The following is an 18470-nucleotide window of genomic DNA, read 5'->3' as shown; positions in this document are numbered from 1 at the left end:
TGGCTTCCGCACTCGCGACCGGACGGCCCGCCACGCGCACCCGGTGAACGTTTTCCGAAATATCTAATTGATATCGTCGCATAACGCCACCGGGGCATATATGAATATTTACCCGAGAAAATCCAGCCGAGATAACCCGTGAATCGCATGCGGATGTACAAGTCTCACTCTCCGGCAAGTAATGTCAAAGGGTTGGTCACGCCCGACAGCGGATAGACGTCACACCATGCGAAGCACAGTTCGACGTTCCCTGATCACCGGCACCGTCTTCGCCCTGACCACAACCCTCCCCTTCGGCATCGCACCCGCCGTGGCCGACCCCACCCCCGACTCCCGGCACCTCCCCCTCCCGGATCAATTCACGGTCCTCAGAACGGGCAGCAGGGGAATGGAGGTGCACAACGCGAAGAAAAGACTCAAGGATCTGGGATTTTCCCCGGGGAATCTCAGCCCTCTGTACGACTCCGCTCTGCGAATGACCGTATGGGCGTTCCAGAAAGCGAACGGATTGAAACCCGTCGACAGAATCGACCTGCCGACCTGGCAGGCCCTCCTGCGCCCTCGCCGGATCAGGCCCCTGGTGACGTACGGGGAGCGGGAAAGGGCCGAGATCGATCTGCGGCGCCGACTCCTCGTCGCGTGGAGAGACGGGAAACCCGTGCTGGTGACCCACATCTCCACCGGCGCCCGCAGGCCGTACTGCGAGAAGGGCCACTGCGGGTTCGCCTCGACCCCGGTCGGCGACTATCGGGTGGGGGTTCGGGTCCCCGGCTGGTCCACGGGGATCCTCGGGGCGATGTTCTATCCCGTCTACTTCAACGGCGGCATCGCGATCCACGGTTCCACCCTCGTCCCCCGCTTCCCCGCGTCCCACGGGTGCGTCCGGGTCCCGCTGCACAACGCCCTCGACCTCTACCGGTTCCTTCAGCCGGGGACTCCGGTGTACGTCCGCCGCCCGGAGGCTCCCACCGGACGTGCGATGAGGGTTCGTGGGGAGCGGCGCCCGCGAATCCCGAAGGCACGACCTGTCGAGGCTCCGCACCGCTCGTCCAAGAAATCCTCGCGTCCAGGGCGCTCCACCGGCCGGCGGACGGGAGGTGACACCGGTGGCCGCCGGTGAGCGTGCGGGCGCATCGGAGCGGGGAGGTCGTGGCCGGGTGGGTGCGGGCGCCTGTGACAAGCCGAGCGGGCCTGGCCCGGCTCGCGATGCGCCCCCACCTGCGCGCGGACACCTGGCGACGAGCCGTGCGGGCGCCCCGCGCCGGTTCCGCCGCGAAAATCCCGGCCTGTACGCCGATCGAGCCGATCTCGGAAGCTTAGAACCGATGTCCCGAGGTGATGATGAGGATGTCGGCTGATCATTCCGAAGGGCGTGCATCGTGATACCAACCATGATCCTGTTCGGCCTGGTCTTCGGGCGCTGGTGGCGCGCCTCCCTCCTCGCCGCCGCCGTGTTCTGGCCCGTGGTGCTCCTGGCCGGCGACGCGATCGGGCTCGACGGGTCACTCATGACGGCGGCCGCGCTGGGAGTGCTCAACGTCTCCGCCGGGGTGGCGATCCACCAGAGCGTCCTGTGGATCGTGAGGAACACGATCACGCAGCGGCCGCGGGCGAAGAATCCCTGACGCACTTCCCTGCGTGGAGGGACGCTGTCGCGCACATTCGACGCGCCCTCCGGTGGCCGGACGAGAACGCCCCGGCGAGCCGACGGACCCACGGTCGAACACGTCCCCGACTCCCCGGCCACCTGGCGGCGTCCGGCGATCGACATCACCCACGGGCGTGTCTTCAGGACCTGATCCCCTCCAGGATCACCTCTTCGAGCACGATCGAGGTCATCGAGCGATCGCGCGTGTTGTACTGCCCTCCGGTGATGGCGACGACCAGGTCCAGCGCGGGCGCCACGTAGATCACCTGACCGCCGTTGCCCGACCCTCCCTTCCACGTGTCGCCCGAATACCAGTGGTAGCCGTAGTGGAGGTCCTCGGCGATCCGCACGTGCGGGTGCAGGGCCGTCTTCAGCCAGGACGAGGGGACGACGTCGCCACCCCCTTCGAGCACGAGCCGCCCGATCGCGAGAAGGTCGCGGGGGGTGAGCCGCAGCCCGGCGGCGGCCATCGCCGTCCCGTCCTCGCCGGACGACCACTCGAAGCGCGTGATCCCCAGCGGTTCGAACAGCCTGGTACGCGCGTAGTCCTCCAGCGCCCGTCCGGTGCCCTTCGCGATGAGCCGCGCCACCAGCGCGGAAGCGCCTCCACAGTAGGACCATTTCGTGCCCGGCTCCTCCACGATGCGCTGCTCCAGGACGTAGCGGAACCGGTCGGGGGACAACTCCATCGCGATCTCACTGTTCGCCGTGCTCGTGTAGGGGGCGCTCTCGTCCCACTCCAGGCCGAGCGTCATGGTGAGGGCGTGCTCGACCGTGAGCGCGGCGCGCCGGGGATCCTGCGGGAGGTCCGAGTATTCGGGGAAGTGCCGGAGCAGTGGCTCGCGCGGCTCCGGCACCTCGCCGTCGGCCAGGGCGATGCCGTACAGGAGTCCGACGACGCTCTTGGTGATCGAGCGGAGGTCGTGGAGCGTGTCGGGCGTGAAGCGCACCCGGCCGAGCGGCTCGTTCAGCTTGAAGTCCTCGCCCTCGCCGTAGTGCTCAAGGATCACCTGGCCGTGGCGGACGGCGACCACGCCGTGGAGGTCGGGCACCCGGCCCTGCTTCACGGCCAGGGCGAGACGGTCGTTGAGTGTGTCGCTGCTCATGGTTCCGTTCTACGCCCTGCCACCGTGTCAGGATCAACCCCTCGTCGATCACGACGCGCGTGGAGAACCGGGGCCGTTCGCGCCCGCCGGCCGTGCCTTTCTCGCCTCGTTTCCGGCAGGCCCCCTGCGGGACTGCGGACCGCGACGGGACTTCGCCGGGCGAACGCGGTCGGCCGGGGCCCGGCGGGTGCGTCCGCTTGCGGATAATCCGGAACGGTACCGGTTGGCTATGGTGAGGAGCATGACCGCGATGGCACCCGCCCGTACCGAGCCGGATCTCTCCTTCCTGCTGGACCACGCCGGCCATGTCCTGCGGACCCGGATGGCGGCGGCGCTCGCCGAGATCGGGCTCACCGCACGGATGCACTGCGTGCTGGTCCACGCCCTGGAGGAGGAGCGCACGCAGATCCAGCTCGCCGAGCTCGGCGACATGGACAAGACCACGATGGTGGTCACGGTCGACGCCCTGGAGAAGGCGGGCCTCGCCGAGCGCCGCCCGTCGAGCACGGATCGGCGGGCCCGGATCATCGCGGTCACCGAGAAGGGCGCGCAGGTCGCGCGGCAGAGCCAGGAGATCGTCGACGGCGTGCACAGGGCGGCCCTGGCCGCGCTGCCGGGAGACGAGGGCGAGGTGCTCGTACGAGCCTTGAAGCGCCTGGTGGCCGGACATCTCGCCACCCCCGTGGAGGCACCGCAGGGAGTCCGGCGGGCACGGCAGCGCACAAAGTGAATCCATAGAGGATCGTCTACAACAAAACTATCTGCTACGGTCTCTCCTGTTCCCCCTGAACAGGAGGCGACCCCATGTCGCGTACCGCACCTTCCGCACGCCCCGCCGATACGTCTCCCTCGCGCTGGACGGCGCTCGCCGTGCTGTCCGCCGCGATGTTGATGACGATCCTGGACGGCAGCATCGTGACCGTGGCGATGCCGACCATCCAGGCGGACCTGGGCTTCTCGCCCGCCGGGCTCAGCTGGACCGTCAACGCCTACCTCATCGCCTTCGGCGGGCTGCTCCTCCTCGCCGGCCGGCTGGGCGACCTCATCGGCCGCAAGACCATGTTCCTCGCGGGGAACACGGTCTTCGCCGCCGCGTCGCTCCTGGCCGGACTGTCCACAGGGCCCGGCATGCTGATCACCGCCCGGTTCCTGCAGGGCGTCGGCAGCGCGATGGCCTCGGCGGTCGTGCTGGGCATCCTGGTGACGCTGTTCACCGAGCCCGGGGAGCGTGCGAAGGCGATCGGCGTCTTCAGCTTCACCGGCGCCGCCGGAGCCTCGATCGGCCAGGTCCTGGGCGGGGTCCTCACCGACGCGCTCAGCTGGCACTGGATCTTCTTCATCAACCTGCCGATCGGGCTGGTCACGATCGCGCTCGCGATCCGGGCGCTGCCGGGCGAGCCCGGGATCGGGCTCGCCGCCGGAGCCGACGTCCTCGGCGCCGTACTGGTCACCGGCGGGCTGATGCTGGGCCTCTACACCGTGGTCAAGATCGAGGAGTACGGCTGGCTCGCCACCCACACCCTCGGCCTCGGCGCGGTCTCGATCGCCCTGCTCGCCGCGTTCCTCGTCCGCCAGGCGACCGCGAGGACCCCGCTGATGCCGCTGCGGATCCTCCGCTCGCGCAACGTGTCGGGCGCGAACCTCGCCCAGATCCTGACGCTGTCGGCCATGTTCGCCTTCCAGATCATCGTCGCGCTCTACATGCAGCGGGTCCTCGGCTACGGCGCCCTCGACACCGGCCTCGCGATGCTCCCCGCGGCGGTGGCGATCGGCGGCGTGTCCCTGTTCCTCTCCGCCCGGCTCAACACCCGTTTCGGCGAGCGCGCCGTCCTGCTCGCGGGCCTGGTGCTCCTGTTCTGCGCGATGTGCTGGCTCACCCGCGTACCGGTGAACGCGAACTACGTCACCGACCTGCTCCCGGTGATGCTGCTCATCGCGGGCGGCGGGCTGGTGCTCCCGGCACTCACCACGCTCGGCATGTCCGGCGCGGGGGCCGACGACGCGGGCCTGGCGTCCGGGCTGTTCAACACCACCCAGCAGATCGGCATGGCCGTCGGCGTCGCGGTGCTGTCCACGCTGGCCGCCCGGCGTACCGAGGAACTGCTCTCGGCGGGAGAGAGCACGGCCTCCGCGCTCACCGGCGGCTACCACCTCGCCTTCGGTGTCGCCGCCGCCCTGCTCCTCGCCGCCTTCACCGTCGCGCTCGTCGTGCTGCGGCAGCCCGGGCCGGTCAGAAGAGGGTGAGCGGCTCGGCGGGCATGGGCTCGGGCAGCGGCTCGACCTCCGGCAGCAGGGCCCGTACGTCGTCGTGGAAGCGACGGGCGAGTGTGAGCGCGTCGGCGTTGTCGGGGGTGTGCACGAACACGGTCGGCGAGCGGCCCTCGCGCAGCCAACCGGTGACCGTGCCGATCCAGTGCTGCCAGCCCTCGATCGTGCTCTCGGTGTCGTCCCTGCCGAGGTAGCGGACGATCGGCCGGTCGGTGAGGGCGACCGACCGGAGCGGCATCCGGGGCTTCCTCGACCACGCCTCCCGTTCGGTGTCGCTGGTCGGAGGGCTCCGGAAGAGCGTCGTGGTGTCGAAGGGCACCCACTCGGCGCCGACACCGGCGAGAACCCCTTCGAGAAGCCGCGCGGACCGCGCGTCGTCGAAGAACGCGCGGTGGCGGACCTCGACGGCGTACCTGTGCGAACGAGGGAGCCGGTGCAGAAAAGCGGCGAGGGTGCCGAGGTCGGTCGGGGCGAACGACCCCGGCAGCTGGATCCAGAGGGCGTGGGCTCGCGGCCCGAGTGGCTCGATCGTCTCCAGGAACGACCGGACCTCCTCGTCGACGCCGGTGAGGCGCCTCTCGTGCGTGATCGACTTGGGCAGCTTCACCACCAGCCGGAAGTCGGGCGCGGTCTGCCGCGCCCACGACTCCACCGTGCTCCTCGACGGTGTCGCGTAGAACGTCGTGTTGCCCTCCACCGCGTTGCACCAGGACGCGTAGGCCCGCAGGCGCTCTCCCGGCGGGAGCGGGTGGGGCAGGAAGGTCCCCTGCCATGACTTGAGGGTCCACATCGCGCATCCCACATGAAGCCGCATGACCTCGACGCTATCCAAGGACGGGAGCGAACCGGGCGTCGTACGTTAGATCCATCATCCGACCGGGCATCCCGATAGACCATCGCATTCGCGACAGATGGGATGTTTCCCAATGAAGGCGATATCTATCGCGGCAGGGGTCCTGGCCATACTCGTGGCGGTCCCGCCCCCGGTGGCGGCCGAGACCGGAGCCGGGACCGGCGACTCCCCGGCCTCCGCCTCCTCCGCGAAGCCGGCCTATCCCACCGAGTTCTCCCTTCCCGACGGTTTCCAGCCGGAAGGGATCGCCATCGGCCCGGGGCCGTCCGCGTACTTCGGCTCGCGCGGGACCGGCGCGATCTACCGGGCCGACCTGCGCACCGGGAAAGGCCGGATCATCAATCCGGGACCCGGCACCCCGTCGCTCGGTCTCAAGGTCGACCCGCGCGGGCGGCTGTTCGTCGCCGGCGGCACGGGCGGCGACGCCCGCGTGATCGACACCCGCACCGGCAAGGTGCTCGCGAGCTACCGGCTCACCACCGGCGCCGCGTTCGTCAACGACGTCGTGCTCACCCGCGACGCGGCGTACTTCACCGACTCGGCCAACCCCGTGCTGTACAGGCTGCCGTTCGGGCGCGGGGGAGCGCTGCCGTCCCAGGCGGCGAAGGTGCCGCTGAGCGGGGACATCGTCTACACGACCGGCAACAACGCCAACGGCATCGCCCAGACCCCCGACGGCAAGGGCCTGCTCGTCGTGCAGTCCAACACCGGCAGGCTGTTCCGCGTCGACCCCTCGACCGGAGTCGCCACCCTGGTGGACATCGGCGCCGAGTCCCTGGAAGGCGGGGACGGCCTGCTGCTGGAGGGCCGTACCCTCCACGTCGTACAGAACCGCCTGAACCTCCTCACCTCCCTCTCCCTGGACCGCGCCGCCACCTCAGGGAAGGTGGTCCGCAAACTCGTCGACGAACGCTTCGACGTTCCCACCACCGTCGCCTCCTTCCGCGACCGCCTCTATCTCCCCAACGCCCGTTTCACCACGACCCCCACCCCGACGACCCCGTACAACGTGGTGGCCGTCAAGGGGCACTGATCGTTCCTCTCGTGCCCGCCCGCCGCTGATCGGCGTGCCCGCCCCCGCGGGCACGCCCTCGCACGTCCGCCGCACCGAGAAAGCCGCACCGAGAAATCGGCCGGCCGCGCGAAGGGGCGGCAGCGGAGCCCACGACGACGGCCGATTTCCGCCAGCGTGCCGCCTCGGCGCGGCCGAGCATGGATCCATGAGTACTCTTCGTACGCTCGCCATCGAAGCCGAGGTCGCCGCCGAGCTGCGTGTCCGCGACGACGCCGGGCGCCCGCCCCGCGTGGTCACCGACACCGAGGGAGGCGCTCCGCTGCGATGCTGCCTGCGTCGCAGCCTGCCGGGCGAGCGGCTCGCCCTGCTCGCGTACGCGCCATTGCGCAGGTGGGCGGCACGGACCGGGGGCGATCCCGGCCCGTACGAGGAGCTGGGCCCGGTGTTCGTGCACGCCGCGCAGTGCGAGGGACCCGGCGGGACGGGTTTTCCCGTCGAGATGTGCGGCGAGCGGCGGGTCTTCCGCGCCTACGACGCGGTCGGCAACATTCTCGGCGGACGGCTGGTGGACCGCCACCTCAGCCTCGACGCCGCCACGGCGGAGGCCGTCCTGGCGGAGCAGTTCGCGGACCCGGGCGTGGCGCTGGTGCACGTACGGGCGGTGGAGTTCGGCTGCTTCCTGTTCGAGGTGCACCGTGCCTGACCTGGAGGTGTACCTCGCCTGACCACAGGCGGCGAATTCTTCGCCGCCCGCCTCGGACGACGCCGTCATGTGACGACGGCGTCGGAGATCTTCACCGGCTTCTTCCCCGGTGACCCCAACGGCGCGGAGGGTCTCGTCGATCATCGCCCGGATCGACGAGACCCTCCGCGCCGTATGCGTGCCGCCGTCGCCGGCGGCCCTGCGAGTACGAGTTCACGGTCATCGACACCATCGACTCTGGTCGGATCGGCATGCATGAGTTATATTTCACCTGTAAGAAAATTATTACAGGTGAAGGAGCGTCATGACAGGGGCCGTGCCGACCGGCGACGAACTGGTCGTGGTGCTCGCGGCGCTCGCCAACCCGCTGCGGCTGCGCATCGTCGCGAGGCTCGCCGACGGGCGTGACTACGTGAGCCACCTGGCCCGCGACATCGGAATCAGCCGCCCCCTCCTGCACATGCACCTGCAGCGGCTGGAGGCGGCCGGGCTGGTCGTCGGCAGCCTTGAGCTCTCGGAGGACGGCAAGGCCATGAAGTACTACGAGGTCACGGACTTCCACCTGCGCCTCACCGCCTCGACCTTGGCCGAGGCGGTCCAGACCCTCACCCGATCGGACCCCGAGAAGGGTCCCGCCCCCAAGGAGAAGTCCTGAATGGACGCGACGACCTGGCCTGGCACGGTCCTGATCCTGGGCCTGTCATTCCTCGCCCTGATCCTGCTCATCGGCACCGCGGCGACGGTGCACGAGTTCCGCAAGCTGAAGATATCCGCCACCGTCCAGGAGGACCTGCGACAGCTGGTACGCCGCTACGAGCAACTCGCCGAGAACACCATGGACGCCCAGCAGCGGATGTCGACCGAGCTCTCCGACGTGCGAGCGCGCGCGACCTCGATCGAGCAGATCCTGCGGACCGTCGAATGACCTCCTCCCCTCCCAGAAGGGAGGGGATTCCCCACGGTCACCCGTGAGGGTTCCTGCTTCACCACCGGTCGCCCACCAGGAGGACTCCCCATGAACAGGCCCACCACCCAGAAGAAGGACACGATGAAAGCGATCACCCAGGAGAGGTACGGCCTCTCCGGCGTCCTGAGACTCGACGAGATCGACAAGCCGGTGCCCGGCGACGACGAGGTATTGGTGCGCGTTCGCGCGGCGTCGGTGAACCACGGCGACCTGGCGACCATAACGGGCGTGCCGTACCTCGGCCGCCTCGTGTTCGGGCTGCCCACGCCGAAGCAGAAGGTCCCCGGCCGCGACATCGCCGGAGAGGTCGAGGCCGTCGGCAGGAACGTGACGCGCCTGCGGCCGGGCGACGAGGTGTACGTCGAGGTCAACGGCGGAGGCTTCGCCGAGTACGTCCGCGTCCCCGAGGACCTGCCGTGCCCGAAGCCTGCCAACCTCACCTTCGAACAGGCGGCCGCCGTCCCCTGCGCGGGAAACACCGCACTGCACGGTCTCCGCGACCGTGGCGGGATAAAGGCCGGGCAGAAGGTCCTGATCAACGGGGCGTCGGGCGGCGTGGGCACCTTCGCCGTACAGATCGCCGCGTCGTACGGGGCGGAGGTGACCGGGGTGTGCAGCACCAGAAACATGGAGCTGGTCCGTTCGCTCGGTGCCGACCATGTCGTCGACTACACCCGGGAGGACTTCACCAGGAGCGGCCGACGTTACGACCTCATCTTCGACCTGGCGGGAAACCACTCGCTCTCCGACTGCAGGCGCGCGTTGAGCCCCGGCGGGACCCTCGTACTGTCCAGCTCGAAAGGCGGGCGCTGTTTCGGTCCGGTGCTCCGGCTCCTGGGGGCGCTGGTGCTGGCGCCGTTCGTACGGCAGAACCTGCGCCCGTGCATGGCGATGCGAAGCCGGGAGAGCCTCGTCGATCTCAAGGATCTGATCGAGTCCGGGCGGATCACACCCGCGGTCGAGAAGACCTACCCGCTGAGCGAGCTCCCCGAGGCGATGCGGTACTTCAGCGAGGAGCACGCGCGAGCGAAGATCGTTATCACCGTGTGAGGCCGTACGGGTGCTGTTCGCCTCGGGGAACTCGCTCCGGTGCCGGATCAGGCAGGAGCCATCCGGGCGACGATCGTCCGCCAGAGGGCGAGTTGCAGCAGGGCGAGGAGCACGACAGCGGGCATCAGGGTCCAGATCCCGACGCTCTGCCCGATGGCACCGGTCAGCCAGGGAAGCGCCGCACCGCCGATGACCGACACCCCGTTCATGATGCCGATGGCCGTCGGCACCAGCCGGGCTGTGGTCAGGGTGGGCACCACCGCCATCGCCGTCGGGAAGACGGGCCCGAGGAAGAAGCCGAGCAGGAGGAAACCGGCGGTCGCCACGACCACTCCCGGCGCCACCCAGGTGAGCACCGTGCTCGCCGTCACGCCGACCAGGCAGACGTAGGTCATGCCGACCGCGGTCAGCCCCACCCTGGTGGCGACCGGACTGATCAGGAACCGCCCCAGGGTCAGCCCGAGCCAGTAACCGCTGGCGATGTAGCCGGCGGTGAGACCGGTCTGCGCGTGCTCCTCCACCAGGAAGGTGAACCCCCAGTTGCCCACGCTGATCTCCAGGCCGACGTACACGGCGAGGAACACCGAGGCGAGCACCACCGCGGGCGTACGCAGCACGGAGGTGAGCAGACCGCTCCGCTCCGGTTCGGAACCCAGGAGACCCGCCGAAGGCACCGGGGGGTCCGGATACGGGGCCTCCTCTTTGGCGGAGGGCTCGGACGACGGGGCGCCGGGCCTCACGGAGGGCTCGGGGACCGCCGGAGGCACAGGCACGCCAGGCTTCACGGAGGCATCGAGGGCATCGGCGACGTCGGCGGTGCGCCTGGGATAGGCGACCAGGAAACCGGCCAGCAGCGGCAGGCACGCCAACGCGAGCACCAGCCACACGGCGGTCCACGGCAGGAAGGTGAGCGTCCAGGCGGCCAGCAACGGACCGAGCAGCGCGCCGACACCGAAGAACGCGTGCAGGCGGTTGAGCAGCGTCGTGGCCGAGGGCAGCTCCGCGAGATAGGCGTTGAGCACCGACTCCAGCACGCCGGTGCCGTAACCGACCAGCAGTTGCACCGCCACGAAGGCCGCGAACGGGGGACGGGTCGCCATGTACAGCGTGGATATCACGTACAGGCCGCCGGCGACGGCGAGGGAGAGGCGCGTACCGAGGCGTTCGAGCAGCGGGCCCGTGGTGGATCCGGCGAGCATGAACCCGGCGGAGGAGACGAAGAAGGTGATGCCGATCGTCGTCATGTCGACGCCGTAGTCACCGATCAGCGTGGGCAGCAGCACTCCGCCCACACCGGCGTTCAACCCGGCCAGTACGAAGGTCGCGTACGCCAGGACGACCGGAGCCCGCCAAGGGCTGCTCAAGACAGGCACATGCTCTCCAGCACGGTCATGTGATGCGGATGGTTTCCGAACCGTCCGGTGGAGGTGCGGTTCCACGGCGGCCCACCGTCGTCCGACCTCTCCCGGAGGCTTCGCCACTCGGGTGATCACCCAGGAAAGCACTTTTGGGGGGGTGTCTTGCCATCCGCTTTGCCTGAGGGGCTCAGCATATGACGATCTTCGACGGCGGAACAGACGCGAGGCCGCAGATTTTTAACCTGAAATTTTCACGCTCGGCGAGGCATTTCTACAGTTCACTGTTATTCGGCCTGTCTCGTGCTTGCCCCCCGCCGAGGGCCGGGTCAGACTCCGCCGGAGTATCACCCCTCCGCGCGACCACGTGAGCGATCCGCATTCCCGTCGCACTCGCGTGCCGGTCCACGCGAGGAAATGTTAACGCTAACAATCGTGGGAGCCGATCGACACCGAAACGACCAGGAATCATCCCGTCGGCACCGAAGACCGGCGCCGACGGGACCGAGAAGGCGCGGATCGGCATCCACAGCCACGAGGAGGAGACATGACACAGAACCACGACGAGCCCGAGAACGGCGAGCGAAACCCGCTGAGCCGCAGGGCCGTCCTGACCACGCTGGGAGCCCTGCCGGTCCTCGGCGCGGCCTCCGTCGTCGCGGCCACGGAGGCCACCGCCGCAACGGCGGTCATCAACCCGTCGGCGCAGCGGCAGACGATCCGCGGCTTCGGCGGCATGACCTTCGCGGCCTGGATCGGCGACCTCACGGCCGCCCAGCGGGAAACGGCGTTCGGCACCGGCGAGGGCCGGCTCGGGTTCTCCGTGCTGAGAATCCCCGTCCCCGAGAACCAGGCGGACTGGAGCCGTGACGTGGCGACGGCGAAGCGCGCGATCGAACTCGGGGCCTCCGTCATCGCGTCGCCGTGGAATCCCCCCGCCAACATGATCGAGACATTTACCCGCGGCAGCCAGACCAACGCGAAACGCCTCAGGGCCAACATGTACGCGGCCTACGCCCAGCACCTGAACGACTTCAACACGCACATGCGGAACAACGGCGTGAACCTGTACGCCATCTCAGTGCAGAACGAGCCCGATTACGCGCACGACTGGACGTGGTGGACCCCCGCGGAGATCCTCAAATTCATGCGGGAGAACGCCGGCTCGATCAACACCAAGGTGATCGCGCCCGAGTCCTTCCAGTATCTGAAGAACATCTCGGACCCGATCCTCAACGACTCCACCGCGCTCGCCAACATGGACATCCTCGGCGCCCACCTCTACGGCACGCAGTTCTCCAATTTCCCCTACCCCCTCTTCAAGCAGAAGGGCGCGGGCAAAGAACTCTGGATGACCGAGGTCTACCACCCCAACAGCAGCGACTCGGCGGACCTCTGGCCCCAGGCGCTCGACGTCGGAGAGCACATCCACCGCGCCATGGTGGACGCCGAGTTCCAGGCGTACATCTGGTGGTACATCCGGCGCAGCTACGGCCCCATGCGCGAGGACGGCCAGATCAGCAAGCGCGGCGCGATGATGGCGCACTTCGCCAGGTTCGTCCGCCCCGGATACGTGCGGGTCGACGCGACCGCGAACCCGGCGTCGAACGTCTACGTCTCGGCGTACCGGGGCGGTAACTCCACGGTCATCGTCGTCGTCAACAAGAACACCTCCGCGGTGAGTCAGCAGTTCACCGTGTCGAACACCACCGGATCGTCCAGCGTCTCGTCCTGGCTCACCGACGCGAGCAGGACCGTCGCACCCCAGGGAACGACCACCATGTCGAACGGCTCCCTCACCGTCACGCTTCCCGCCAGAAGCATGATGACCTTCGTGACCGGCGTGACCAACACCCCTGACCCCACGCCCACCCCGACCCCCACCGTCAGCCCCACCCCCGGTGGCGGGACGGCGCCCCGGATCGCCTACACGATGAACTCCTGGAACAACGGCTTCACCGCCAACATCAGCATCACCAACACCGGAAACACGACGATCAACGGCTGGACGCTGGTCTTCACCCTGCCCTCCGGCCAGTCCATCACCTCCGGCTGGAACGCCACCTACTCGCCCTCCAGCGGCCAGGTGAGCGCCGTCAACGTCAGCCACAACGCCACGCTCGCCCCCGGAGCCACCATCGACATCGGCTTCCAGGCCAACCACACCGGCAACACCGCCAAGCCGACCGCCTTCACCCTCAACGGCATCGCCTGCACCGTGGTCTGACCGGCAACGCTTCCTCGAGGCCCGACCGGCGAAGGAACAGGTGCGGCCCCTCCGACACCGGAGGGGCCGCGCAATCGGACACCGGAACCCGGGCAGGAAATTCGGCGGAACCTGTCGAAAACCGGTGGCGGCCGTTCGTCACCCGTACGACACAGCCCTTCCGACCACGAGGAGCAACGATGAGGTACGCGATGCTGATCTTCGGCGACGATCGCGAGTGGGGTGCGCTCTCCCCTGCCGAGGAGCAGGAGACGATGGAGCGGATCTACGAGTGGTACGAGCGGTGGCAGCCGACCGGCAAGATCGCCGATGGCGGTGCCGAACTGCGGCCCCGGGACACGGCGAAGACGGTGCGCGCCGACGTTAACGGTCAACCGGTGATCACAGACGGGCCATATCTGGAGCTCAAGGAGGTCATCGGCGCGATCGTCATGCTGGAGTGCGACGACATCGACGAAGCCGGGCGGATCGCGGCCACCTGGCCGCTCACTGCCGGGATGAGCGCGCTGGAGGTCCGTCCGGTGACGAACCGCGAGTAGCGGTGGTGCTGGGCGCCGGTCTCACAGGCGGCGCCTCAGCTCCCCCACCCGGCGCGACATCAGCTCCCGTTCGGCCGGGTTCTTCGCCAACTCCAGAGCCCGCTCCGCCGCCGTCAGCGCCTCGGCCGGACGGTCGAGCGTGGTCAGCAGATCGGCCCGGGCGGCGTGCCACAGGTGGTAACCGGCGAACCGCGCCCCGAGCGCGTCGACCTCGTCCAGCGCCGGGGCAGGCCCCACCGCGAACCGTGTGGCCACCGCCCGGTTCAGCAGCACCACCGGCGACGGGCCCAGCGTGTACAGCCGGTCGTACAGTGCCCTCACGTCGGCCCAGTCGGTGGCCTCGTACGAGGTGGCCAGGGCGTGTAGCGCGGCGATACCGGCCTGCAGTTGGTAGGACCCGGGCCGGCCCTGGCGCACCGCCGCCCGCAACCGCAGCACCGCCCGTCCGATCGCCGCCTTGTCCCACAGCCGCCGGTCCTGCTGTTCGAGCAGCACGATGCGACCCCACGAGTCGAACCGCGCGTCGGCGCGGGCATGGTGCAGTTCCAGCAACGCCGCCAGGCCCGCGGCCTCCGGCTCGCGGGGCAGTAGCTCGGCGAGCCGGCATGCCAGCTCGACCCCCTCGCGGGCCAACTCGCGCCGCTGGGCGGAGCGGCCACCGGACAGATACCCCTCGTTGAAAACGAGGTAGATGACCGCGAGCACGGCCGGTAACCGGTCGACGTACTCATGCGGCTGTGGCACCTCGAACCGGATACCGCGCTCCCGCAGCCGACGCTTGGCCCGGGAAAGCCGCTGCGCCATCGTCGGCACCGGCACCAGGAACGCGGCGGCGATCTCGTCCGTACTCAGGCCGCCGACGGCGTACAGCGTCAGCGCGACCCGGGCCGGCTCGGCGAGATCTGGATGGCAACACCCGAAAATCATGGCGAGCCGATCGTCCGCACCCGGTTCCGGCGGCGCTTCCGCGGCCACCCGTGCCAGCTTCTCGCGACCGACGGCGTCGCGGCGTAGCCGATCCAGCGCCTTGCGCCAGCCCGTGGTGACCAGCCAACCGGTGGGACTCCGCGGCACTCCCTCGTCGGGCCAGCGCTTGAGAGCCTCGGCCAGCGCGTCCGACAGCGCCTCTTCTGCCCGGTCGAAGTCGCCGAGCCGCCGGCTGAGCGCACCGAGCATGCCGGCCGCGTCCGTCCGCCAGATGCGGTCCAACAGCTCTGCCACGTCGTCCACCACATCAGTGTGCGATATTCGCAGGAGCGAGCGCCGCGCGAGCCTCAAGCCGGAAGGCCGGCACCCATCCCCTCTGCTGGACCGATGACATGGGCCGACACCCAGCCGCGTCGTCCGATTCGCTGGGATTCCTGTCGCATGTCCCCGTCGCCCGCCCATATGGTGTAGCCATGGTGGGACGGCTGGTCGTCGTCGTTGGTTTCGACGGCATCGAGCTCGTCGACGTCGCGTGTGTGACGACCGGTTTCGACTACGCCAACCGGCAGGGGGCCGACCCGGCGTACCAGGTGGTGTTCGCGACCCCGATGGGCCGGCCCGTGCGGTGCGACTCCGGACTCGAGTTGCCCGGGCAGGGCCGGATCGACACGATGGACGGCCCTATCGACACCCTGATCGTCTCTGGTGGCCAGGGGCACGAGACCGCCGCCGCCAACCCTCGGTTCGTCAGCCAGGTCGTACGGCTCGCCAGGCTGTCGCGGCGGGTCGCGTCGGTGTGCACCGGGGCGACCGTGCTGGCCGCCGCCGGGTTGCTCGACAACCGCCGGGCCACCACGCACTGGTACGAGGCCGGACGGCTCGCCACCCGCTTCCCGCAGGTGCGGGTCGATCCCGCGCCGATCTTCGTCCGGGACGGCAGCGTCGCGACGTCGGGCGGGGTCACGGCTTCTCTGGATCTCACGCTGTCCTTCATCGAGGAGGACCACGGGTCCGAACTCGCCCGTCGCGTGGCCATGGGCATGGTCACCTACCTGAAACGCCCCGGGAATCAGGCGCAGGTGAGCCTGTTCAACAGGATTCCGCACTCCGACCAGGTCCTGGTCCGGCGGACCATCGACTACGTGGTCAGCCACTTCGACGAGGACCTCAGCGTCGCCCGCCTGGCCGCGCTCGCCGGGGTGAGCGAGCGGCATCTGAGCAGGCTGTTCGTCGAGTGCGTCGGCCGGACCCCCTCGCGGGTGGTCCGCGACGCGCGCCTCGAAGCGGCCTCGCAACTGCTCACCGCGACCCGTGAGCCGGTCGCGGCCATCGCCCGGCGGTGCGGGTTCGCCTCCGCCGAGTCCTTACGGCAGGCGTTCGTGGCATGGGCCGGGGTCTCGCCGTCGCGGTTCCGGGGAAGATCATGACGCTTGGTCCCGCGGTCGCCCCGTGGTCGCCGTGAACGACACGGGACGCCGGCCCGGGAAGGCCCCGGGCCGGCGCTCGCGCGTTCGGCGTCAGCCGCCGCTGGGCGGGGCACGGATCGCCCACGCCCGGCGCTCGCGCGCGTTCGGCGTCAGCCGCCGCCGCTGGAGGACGTCGCGCCGTTACCGAAGACGGTCAGGTCCACCCAGGGGTGTGACTCCTGGATGCACTGGAGGTACGGGACAAGGCAGAAGACGCCCTGGGTCCGCTTGCGCCACTGGGTCGAGCCGCGGCCGCCGTTGCTCACCAGCGACTCGTGGCCCTTGAACGACCAGCCCACCATGTAGACCTCGGCCCACCTGGTGTAGAAGTGGGCGCTGGTGATCCGGGTGCCGTCGCGGCAGTAGTCCATCCTCTGGAAGTACTTCCAGAGCCACTGGCCGACACGGTTCTTGCCTCCCCGGTAAACGGTCGAGATCCAGCACGAGCTCACCATGATCTGGGCCCGCTCCTCCGCGGAGACCATGACCTCGTTCTGGGCGAGCTTCGCGAGATAGTCCTCGGTGGAGACGGTCTCCAACGGCTCCTCGCCGTTCTCCACGGTGGCCAGTTCGGTGTCCGGATCCGCCGACGAGACCTTCTGGGACATCGTGCTCTCCGCTCCCGCCGCGGGCGCGAGCGTCAAGCAGGTGAGCGCCGCCACCAGCAGCAGGACAAACGCATGTCGTACGAGCGGAACACGCCTTCGCAGGCTTTTCATTGCCGTCCTCTTCCGCGATCGCGAAGAATCGCATATCGGCCTGAGTGAATGGACCTTCCACTAGTAGTACGGCCCTGGAAGGGAAGCTCGACAAATTTATTTCCGACTTCCGGCCGCACGGTTTACGGCCCGCCTCACGGGGGCCGTCGCACGGCGATACCGCATCTCGACGGCGGCGGCCGACTCACCGCGCGCGCTCCCGATCTGCACCCAGGTCGCGCCCTCCATCCGCAGGCGGAGCAGGTGGCGGATCTCGGGGTCGAGCCGCGCGATCAGGGTTGCCGCACGCCGGGCCTCGTCCCCGTCGGCCACGGCCTCCTCGAATTCCTGGGGGCGCGGCATCAGCGCCGCATGACGGCTTAACAGCTGGTCACGAGCTGTTCGACGGTGGTGGTCGACCACGAGTCGCGCCGTGACGGTGGCCAGGAAGGGCCACGCCCGCTCCTCCATCAGGTTGGCGAAGGTGGCGGTGCGCAGCAGCGCGTCCTGGACGACGTCCTCCGCGTCCGCCCCCGCCCCCATGCGCGCCGCCAAGGCCAGCAGCCTCGGCCGGTGCGCCATCAGGACATGCCAGCGTTGTTCTGTGACATTCATGCCACGGCCCTCTCCGATTTTCGCGCAGGCGAAGGAGCACGAAAAAAAGCCGCCTGCCCCCAGCCGCCCGTTAGGTGAGTTCGTCTCCCGACAAACAGACCGGATATCACCAGGACCGCCGTCGGACATTTCCTGGCCACTTTGACAATGGCCGGACAATTTCCGCCGCTGATCCTGACCCGGCTTGTCGCACGCGCCGGCCGGTCACCGACGTCGCCGCCGCCGAGCACTTCCGCTCTCGGTTCTGATCAGGATCGAAACAGTTCGATGCCGTGGCCGGAACGACGCCGGGCAGGCCGTGTCCGGATCTCTGGGGTTCCCGTCCGGTTGTCAGGGACGGAGGAGCCGTTCGACGTCGACCGTGCCGAGGACGGCCGGGTCGTCTTGAGCGATGCGGCCACCAAGCGCGTCAACGGACAAAAGACCCTCGTCGCGACCGGTACGCCGGGCGACCTCGGGTCGGTCGTCGGAACGTGGGAGCAGGTCCGGGTGGTGAGCAAACCACCTTCGGAGGACTTTCAGATCATGAGGTCGATGCCGTCGTCGGCGAGTTCACCCGGATAGTCGCTCGGCGAGGCGACGGCGGCGACGGCCTGGAGGCGCGACCCGGGTCGGAGACGTACGGGATCTCAGCTGTCGCGCTGCTTGAGGCGGAGTGCTTCCTTGCGGACCTCGGCCTGGAGACTCTGCTCGCGCTCCAGCCACGCCGGGTTCTCCGCTTTCAGCGCGTCGATCTCGGCGGTGGTGAGGGGTTCGGTGATCCCGCCCCTGAGCAGGCCGGCGACGGAGATCCTGAGCTTCGCGGCCATGACCTGCTTGGTGTGCGGGCCGTTGCGGCGCAGGTCGGCGAGCCAGGCGGGTGGCGTCGCCTGCAACTCGTTCAGCTCGTCCCTGGAGATGACACCCGCCTGGAACTCGGCCGGAGTGGCCGGCAGAGGGACACCCAGCTTTTTGGCCGCGGTCGCGGGCTTCATCGTCTGGGTGGTCTTCGGTTTGGGCGAGGTCATGACGTCAAGAATAGTCAGCCGGAACA

General features: G+C 69.1%; 19 protein-coding genes. 12 read left to right on the top strand and 7 right to left on the bottom strand.

Annotated elements, in window-relative coordinates; all coding sequences use genetic code 11:
• The first annotated feature begins 226 nt into the window (after positions 1–226).
• Positions 227–1120, top strand: a complete 894-nt coding sequence (locus AB0B96_RS24390) for a L,D-transpeptidase family protein (RefSeq protein WP_362902075.1) — start codon at positions 227–229, stop codon at positions 1118–1120.
• A 259-nt stretch (positions 1121–1379) separates the two neighbouring features.
• Positions 1380–1625 carry a hypothetical protein gene (locus AB0B96_RS24385; RefSeq protein ID WP_350941987.1) on the top strand — a complete coding sequence of 82 codons (246 nt, stop codon included), beginning with the start codon at positions 1380–1382 and terminating at the stop codon, positions 1623–1625.
• A gap of 163 nt (positions 1626–1788) precedes the next feature.
• Here the strand turns inward: AB0B96_RS24385 and AB0B96_RS24380 are convergent, their stop codons facing one another.
• Positions 1789–2754: a serine hydrolase domain-containing protein gene (locus AB0B96_RS24380; RefSeq protein ID WP_362902073.1), complete on the bottom strand. Its 966-nt coding sequence runs from the start codon at positions 2752–2754 to the stop codon at positions 1789–1791.
• A 241-nt stretch (positions 2755–2995) separates the two neighbouring features.
• Between AB0B96_RS24380 and AB0B96_RS24375 the strand changes: the two genes are divergently transcribed.
• On the top strand, positions 2996–3484 hold the full coding sequence (locus AB0B96_RS24375; RefSeq protein ID WP_350941984.1) for a MarR family winged helix-turn-helix transcriptional regulator: 489 nt from the start codon (positions 2996–2998) through the stop codon (positions 3482–3484).
• A gap of 74 nt (positions 3485–3558) precedes the next feature.
• Positions 3559–4998: a DHA2 family efflux MFS transporter permease subunit gene (locus AB0B96_RS24370; RefSeq protein WP_362902071.1), complete on the top strand. Its 1440-nt coding sequence runs from the start codon at positions 3559–3561 to the stop codon at positions 4996–4998.
• Here the strand turns inward: AB0B96_RS24370 and AB0B96_RS24365 are convergent.
• The gene (locus tag AB0B96_RS24365; protein ID WP_362902069.1) at positions 4985–5836 is read right to left on the bottom strand and encodes a DUF72 domain-containing protein; all 852 of its coding nucleotides are present in this window, start codon (positions 5834–5836) and stop codon (positions 4985–4987) included. The two genes, AB0B96_RS24370 and AB0B96_RS24365, sit on opposite strands and share 14 nt — an antisense overlap.
• 112 nt (positions 5837–5948) lie before the next feature.
• On the opposite strand from AB0B96_RS24365, the gene AB0B96_RS24360 reads away from it, so the two are divergent.
• The 5 genes from AB0B96_RS24360 (at position 5949) to AB0B96_RS24340 (ending at position 9610) form a co-directional block, all read left to right on the top strand.
• A complete protein-coding gene (locus AB0B96_RS24360; RefSeq protein ID WP_362902067.1) occupies positions 5949–6908 on the top strand; it encodes a superoxide dismutase in 960 nt (319 codons plus the stop codon).
• Positions 6909–7095: 187 nt separating this feature from the next.
• Positions 7096–7593, top strand: coding sequence for a DUF1203 domain-containing protein (locus AB0B96_RS24355; RefSeq protein ID WP_350941976.1), 498 nt, complete (start codon positions 7096–7098; stop codon positions 7591–7593).
• Between the two features lie 304 nt (positions 7594–7897).
• A complete protein-coding gene (locus AB0B96_RS24350) occupies positions 7898–8248 on the top strand; it encodes a winged helix-turn-helix domain-containing protein (RefSeq protein ID WP_350941975.1) in 351 nt (116 codons plus the stop codon).
• Positions 8249–8518, top strand: coding sequence for a hypothetical protein (locus tag AB0B96_RS24345; RefSeq protein WP_362902064.1), 270 nt, complete (start codon positions 8249–8251; stop codon positions 8516–8518).
• Between the two features lie 90 nt (positions 8519–8608).
• A complete protein-coding gene (locus tag AB0B96_RS24340; RefSeq protein WP_350941973.1) occupies positions 8609–9610 on the top strand; it encodes an NAD(P)-dependent alcohol dehydrogenase in 1002 nt (333 codons plus the stop codon).
• Between the two features lie 47 nt (positions 9611–9657).
• Here AB0B96_RS24340 and AB0B96_RS24335 read toward each other — a convergent pair whose 3' ends face one another.
• The gene (locus AB0B96_RS24335) at positions 9658–10983 is read right to left on the bottom strand and encodes an MFS transporter (RefSeq protein ID WP_362902061.1); all 1326 of its coding nucleotides are present in this window, start codon (positions 10981–10983) and stop codon (positions 9658–9660) included.
• Positions 10984–11512: 529 nt separating this feature from the next.
• On the opposite strand from AB0B96_RS24335, the gene AB0B96_RS24330 reads away from it, so the two are divergent.
• Both AB0B96_RS24330 and AB0B96_RS24325 read left to right on the top strand, forming a co-directional pair.
• Complete coding sequence (locus AB0B96_RS24330) at positions 11513–13192, top strand: cellulose binding domain-containing protein (RefSeq protein ID WP_362902059.1); 1680 nt, start codon at positions 11513–11515, stop codon at positions 13190–13192.
• A 179-nt stretch (positions 13193–13371) separates the two neighbouring features.
• Complete coding sequence (locus AB0B96_RS24325) at positions 13372–13731, top strand: YciI family protein (protein WP_362902057.1); 360 nt, start codon at positions 13372–13374, stop codon at positions 13729–13731.
• 21 nt (positions 13732–13752) lie between these two features.
• On the opposite strand, the gene AB0B96_RS24320 is transcribed toward AB0B96_RS24325, so the two are convergent.
• Entirely contained in the window at positions 13753–14961 is a 1209-nt protein-coding gene (locus AB0B96_RS24320) for a DUF6596 domain-containing protein (protein ID WP_362902055.1), read from the bottom strand.
• 170 nt (positions 14962–15131) lie between these two features.
• Here AB0B96_RS24320 and AB0B96_RS24315 point away from each other — a divergent pair, with 170 nt between their 5' ends.
• The gene (locus AB0B96_RS24315) at positions 15132–16085 is read left to right on the top strand and encodes a helix-turn-helix domain-containing protein (RefSeq protein ID WP_362902053.1); all 954 of its coding nucleotides are present in this window, start codon (positions 15132–15134) and stop codon (positions 16083–16085) included.
• Between the two features lie 149 nt (positions 16086–16234).
• Here the strand turns inward: AB0B96_RS24315 and AB0B96_RS24310 are convergent, their stop codons facing one another.
• From AB0B96_RS24310 to AB0B96_RS24300, 3 genes are all read right to left on the bottom strand, one after another.
• Entirely contained in the window at positions 16235–16843 is a 609-nt protein-coding gene (locus tag AB0B96_RS24310) for a hypothetical protein (RefSeq protein WP_362902051.1), read from the bottom strand.
• A gap of 96 nt (positions 16844–16939) precedes the next feature.
• Positions 16940–17437: a sigma-70 family RNA polymerase sigma factor gene (locus AB0B96_RS24305; RefSeq protein ID WP_362902049.1), complete on the bottom strand. Its 498-nt coding sequence runs from the start codon at positions 17435–17437 to the stop codon at positions 16940–16942.
• Positions 17438–18066: 629 nt separating this feature from the next.
• The gene (locus AB0B96_RS24300) at positions 18067–18444 is read right to left on the bottom strand and encodes a DUF5997 family protein (protein ID WP_350941965.1); all 378 of its coding nucleotides are present in this window, start codon (positions 18442–18444) and stop codon (positions 18067–18069) included.
• Between the last annotated feature and the right edge of the window lie 26 nt (positions 18445–18470).

It is taken from the genome of Streptosporangium sp. NPDC049046 (assembly GCF_040649155.1).
Taxonomy (GTDB): Bacteria; Actinomycetota; Actinomycetes; order Streptosporangiales; family Streptosporangiaceae; genus Streptosporangium.
Note: the sequence above shows the minus strand (reverse complement) of the source record. Positions and strands in the feature narration are given on the sequence as shown.

Coding starts and splice junctions, on each gene's coding strand:
- AB0B96_RS24310 (WP_362902051.1), bottom strand. CDS start 16,843: ATGAAAAGCCTGCGAAGGCGTGTTCCGCTCGTACGACATGCGTTTGTC.
- AB0B96_RS24315 (WP_362902053.1), top strand. CDS start 15,132: ATGGTGGGACGGCTGGTCGTCGTCGTTGGTTTCGACGGCATCGAGCTC.
- AB0B96_RS24305 (WP_362902049.1), bottom strand. CDS start 17,437: ATGAATGTCACAGAACAACGCTGGCATGTCCTGATGGCGCACCGGCCG.
- AB0B96_RS24325 (WP_362902057.1), top strand. CDS start 13,372: ATGAGGTACGCGATGCTGATCTTCGGCGACGATCGCGAGTGGGGTGCG.
- AB0B96_RS24300 (WP_350941965.1), bottom strand. CDS start 18,444: ATGACCTCGCCCAAACCGAAGACCACCCAGACGATGAAGCCCGCGACC.
- AB0B96_RS24390 (WP_362902075.1), top strand. CDS start 227: ATGCGAAGCACAGTTCGACGTTCCCTGATCACCGGCACCGTCTTCGCC.
- AB0B96_RS24365 (WP_362902069.1), bottom strand. CDS start 5,836: ATGCGGCTTCATGTGGGATGCGCGATGTGGACCCTCAAGTCATGGCAG.
- AB0B96_RS24370 (WP_362902071.1), top strand. CDS start 3,559: ATGTCGCGTACCGCACCTTCCGCACGCCCCGCCGATACGTCTCCCTCG.
- AB0B96_RS24345 (WP_362902064.1), top strand. CDS start 8,249: ATGGACGCGACGACCTGGCCTGGCACGGTCCTGATCCTGGGCCTGTCA.
- AB0B96_RS24380 (WP_362902073.1), bottom strand. CDS start 2,754: ATGAGCAGCGACACACTCAACGACCGTCTCGCCCTGGCCGTGAAGCAG.
- AB0B96_RS24330 (WP_362902059.1), top strand. CDS start 11,513: ATGACACAGAACCACGACGAGCCCGAGAACGGCGAGCGAAACCCGCTG.
- AB0B96_RS24375 (WP_350941984.1), top strand. CDS start 2,996: ATGACCGCGATGGCACCCGCCCGTACCGAGCCGGATCTCTCCTTCCTG.
- AB0B96_RS24340 (WP_350941973.1), top strand. CDS start 8,609: ATGAACAGGCCCACCACCCAGAAGAAGGACACGATGAAAGCGATCACC.
- AB0B96_RS24355 (WP_350941976.1), top strand. CDS start 7,096: ATGAGTACTCTTCGTACGCTCGCCATCGAAGCCGAGGTCGCCGCCGAG.
- AB0B96_RS24360 (WP_362902067.1), top strand. CDS start 5,949: ATGAAGGCGATATCTATCGCGGCAGGGGTCCTGGCCATACTCGTGGCG.
- AB0B96_RS24350 (WP_350941975.1), top strand. CDS start 7,898: ATGACAGGGGCCGTGCCGACCGGCGACGAACTGGTCGTGGTGCTCGCG.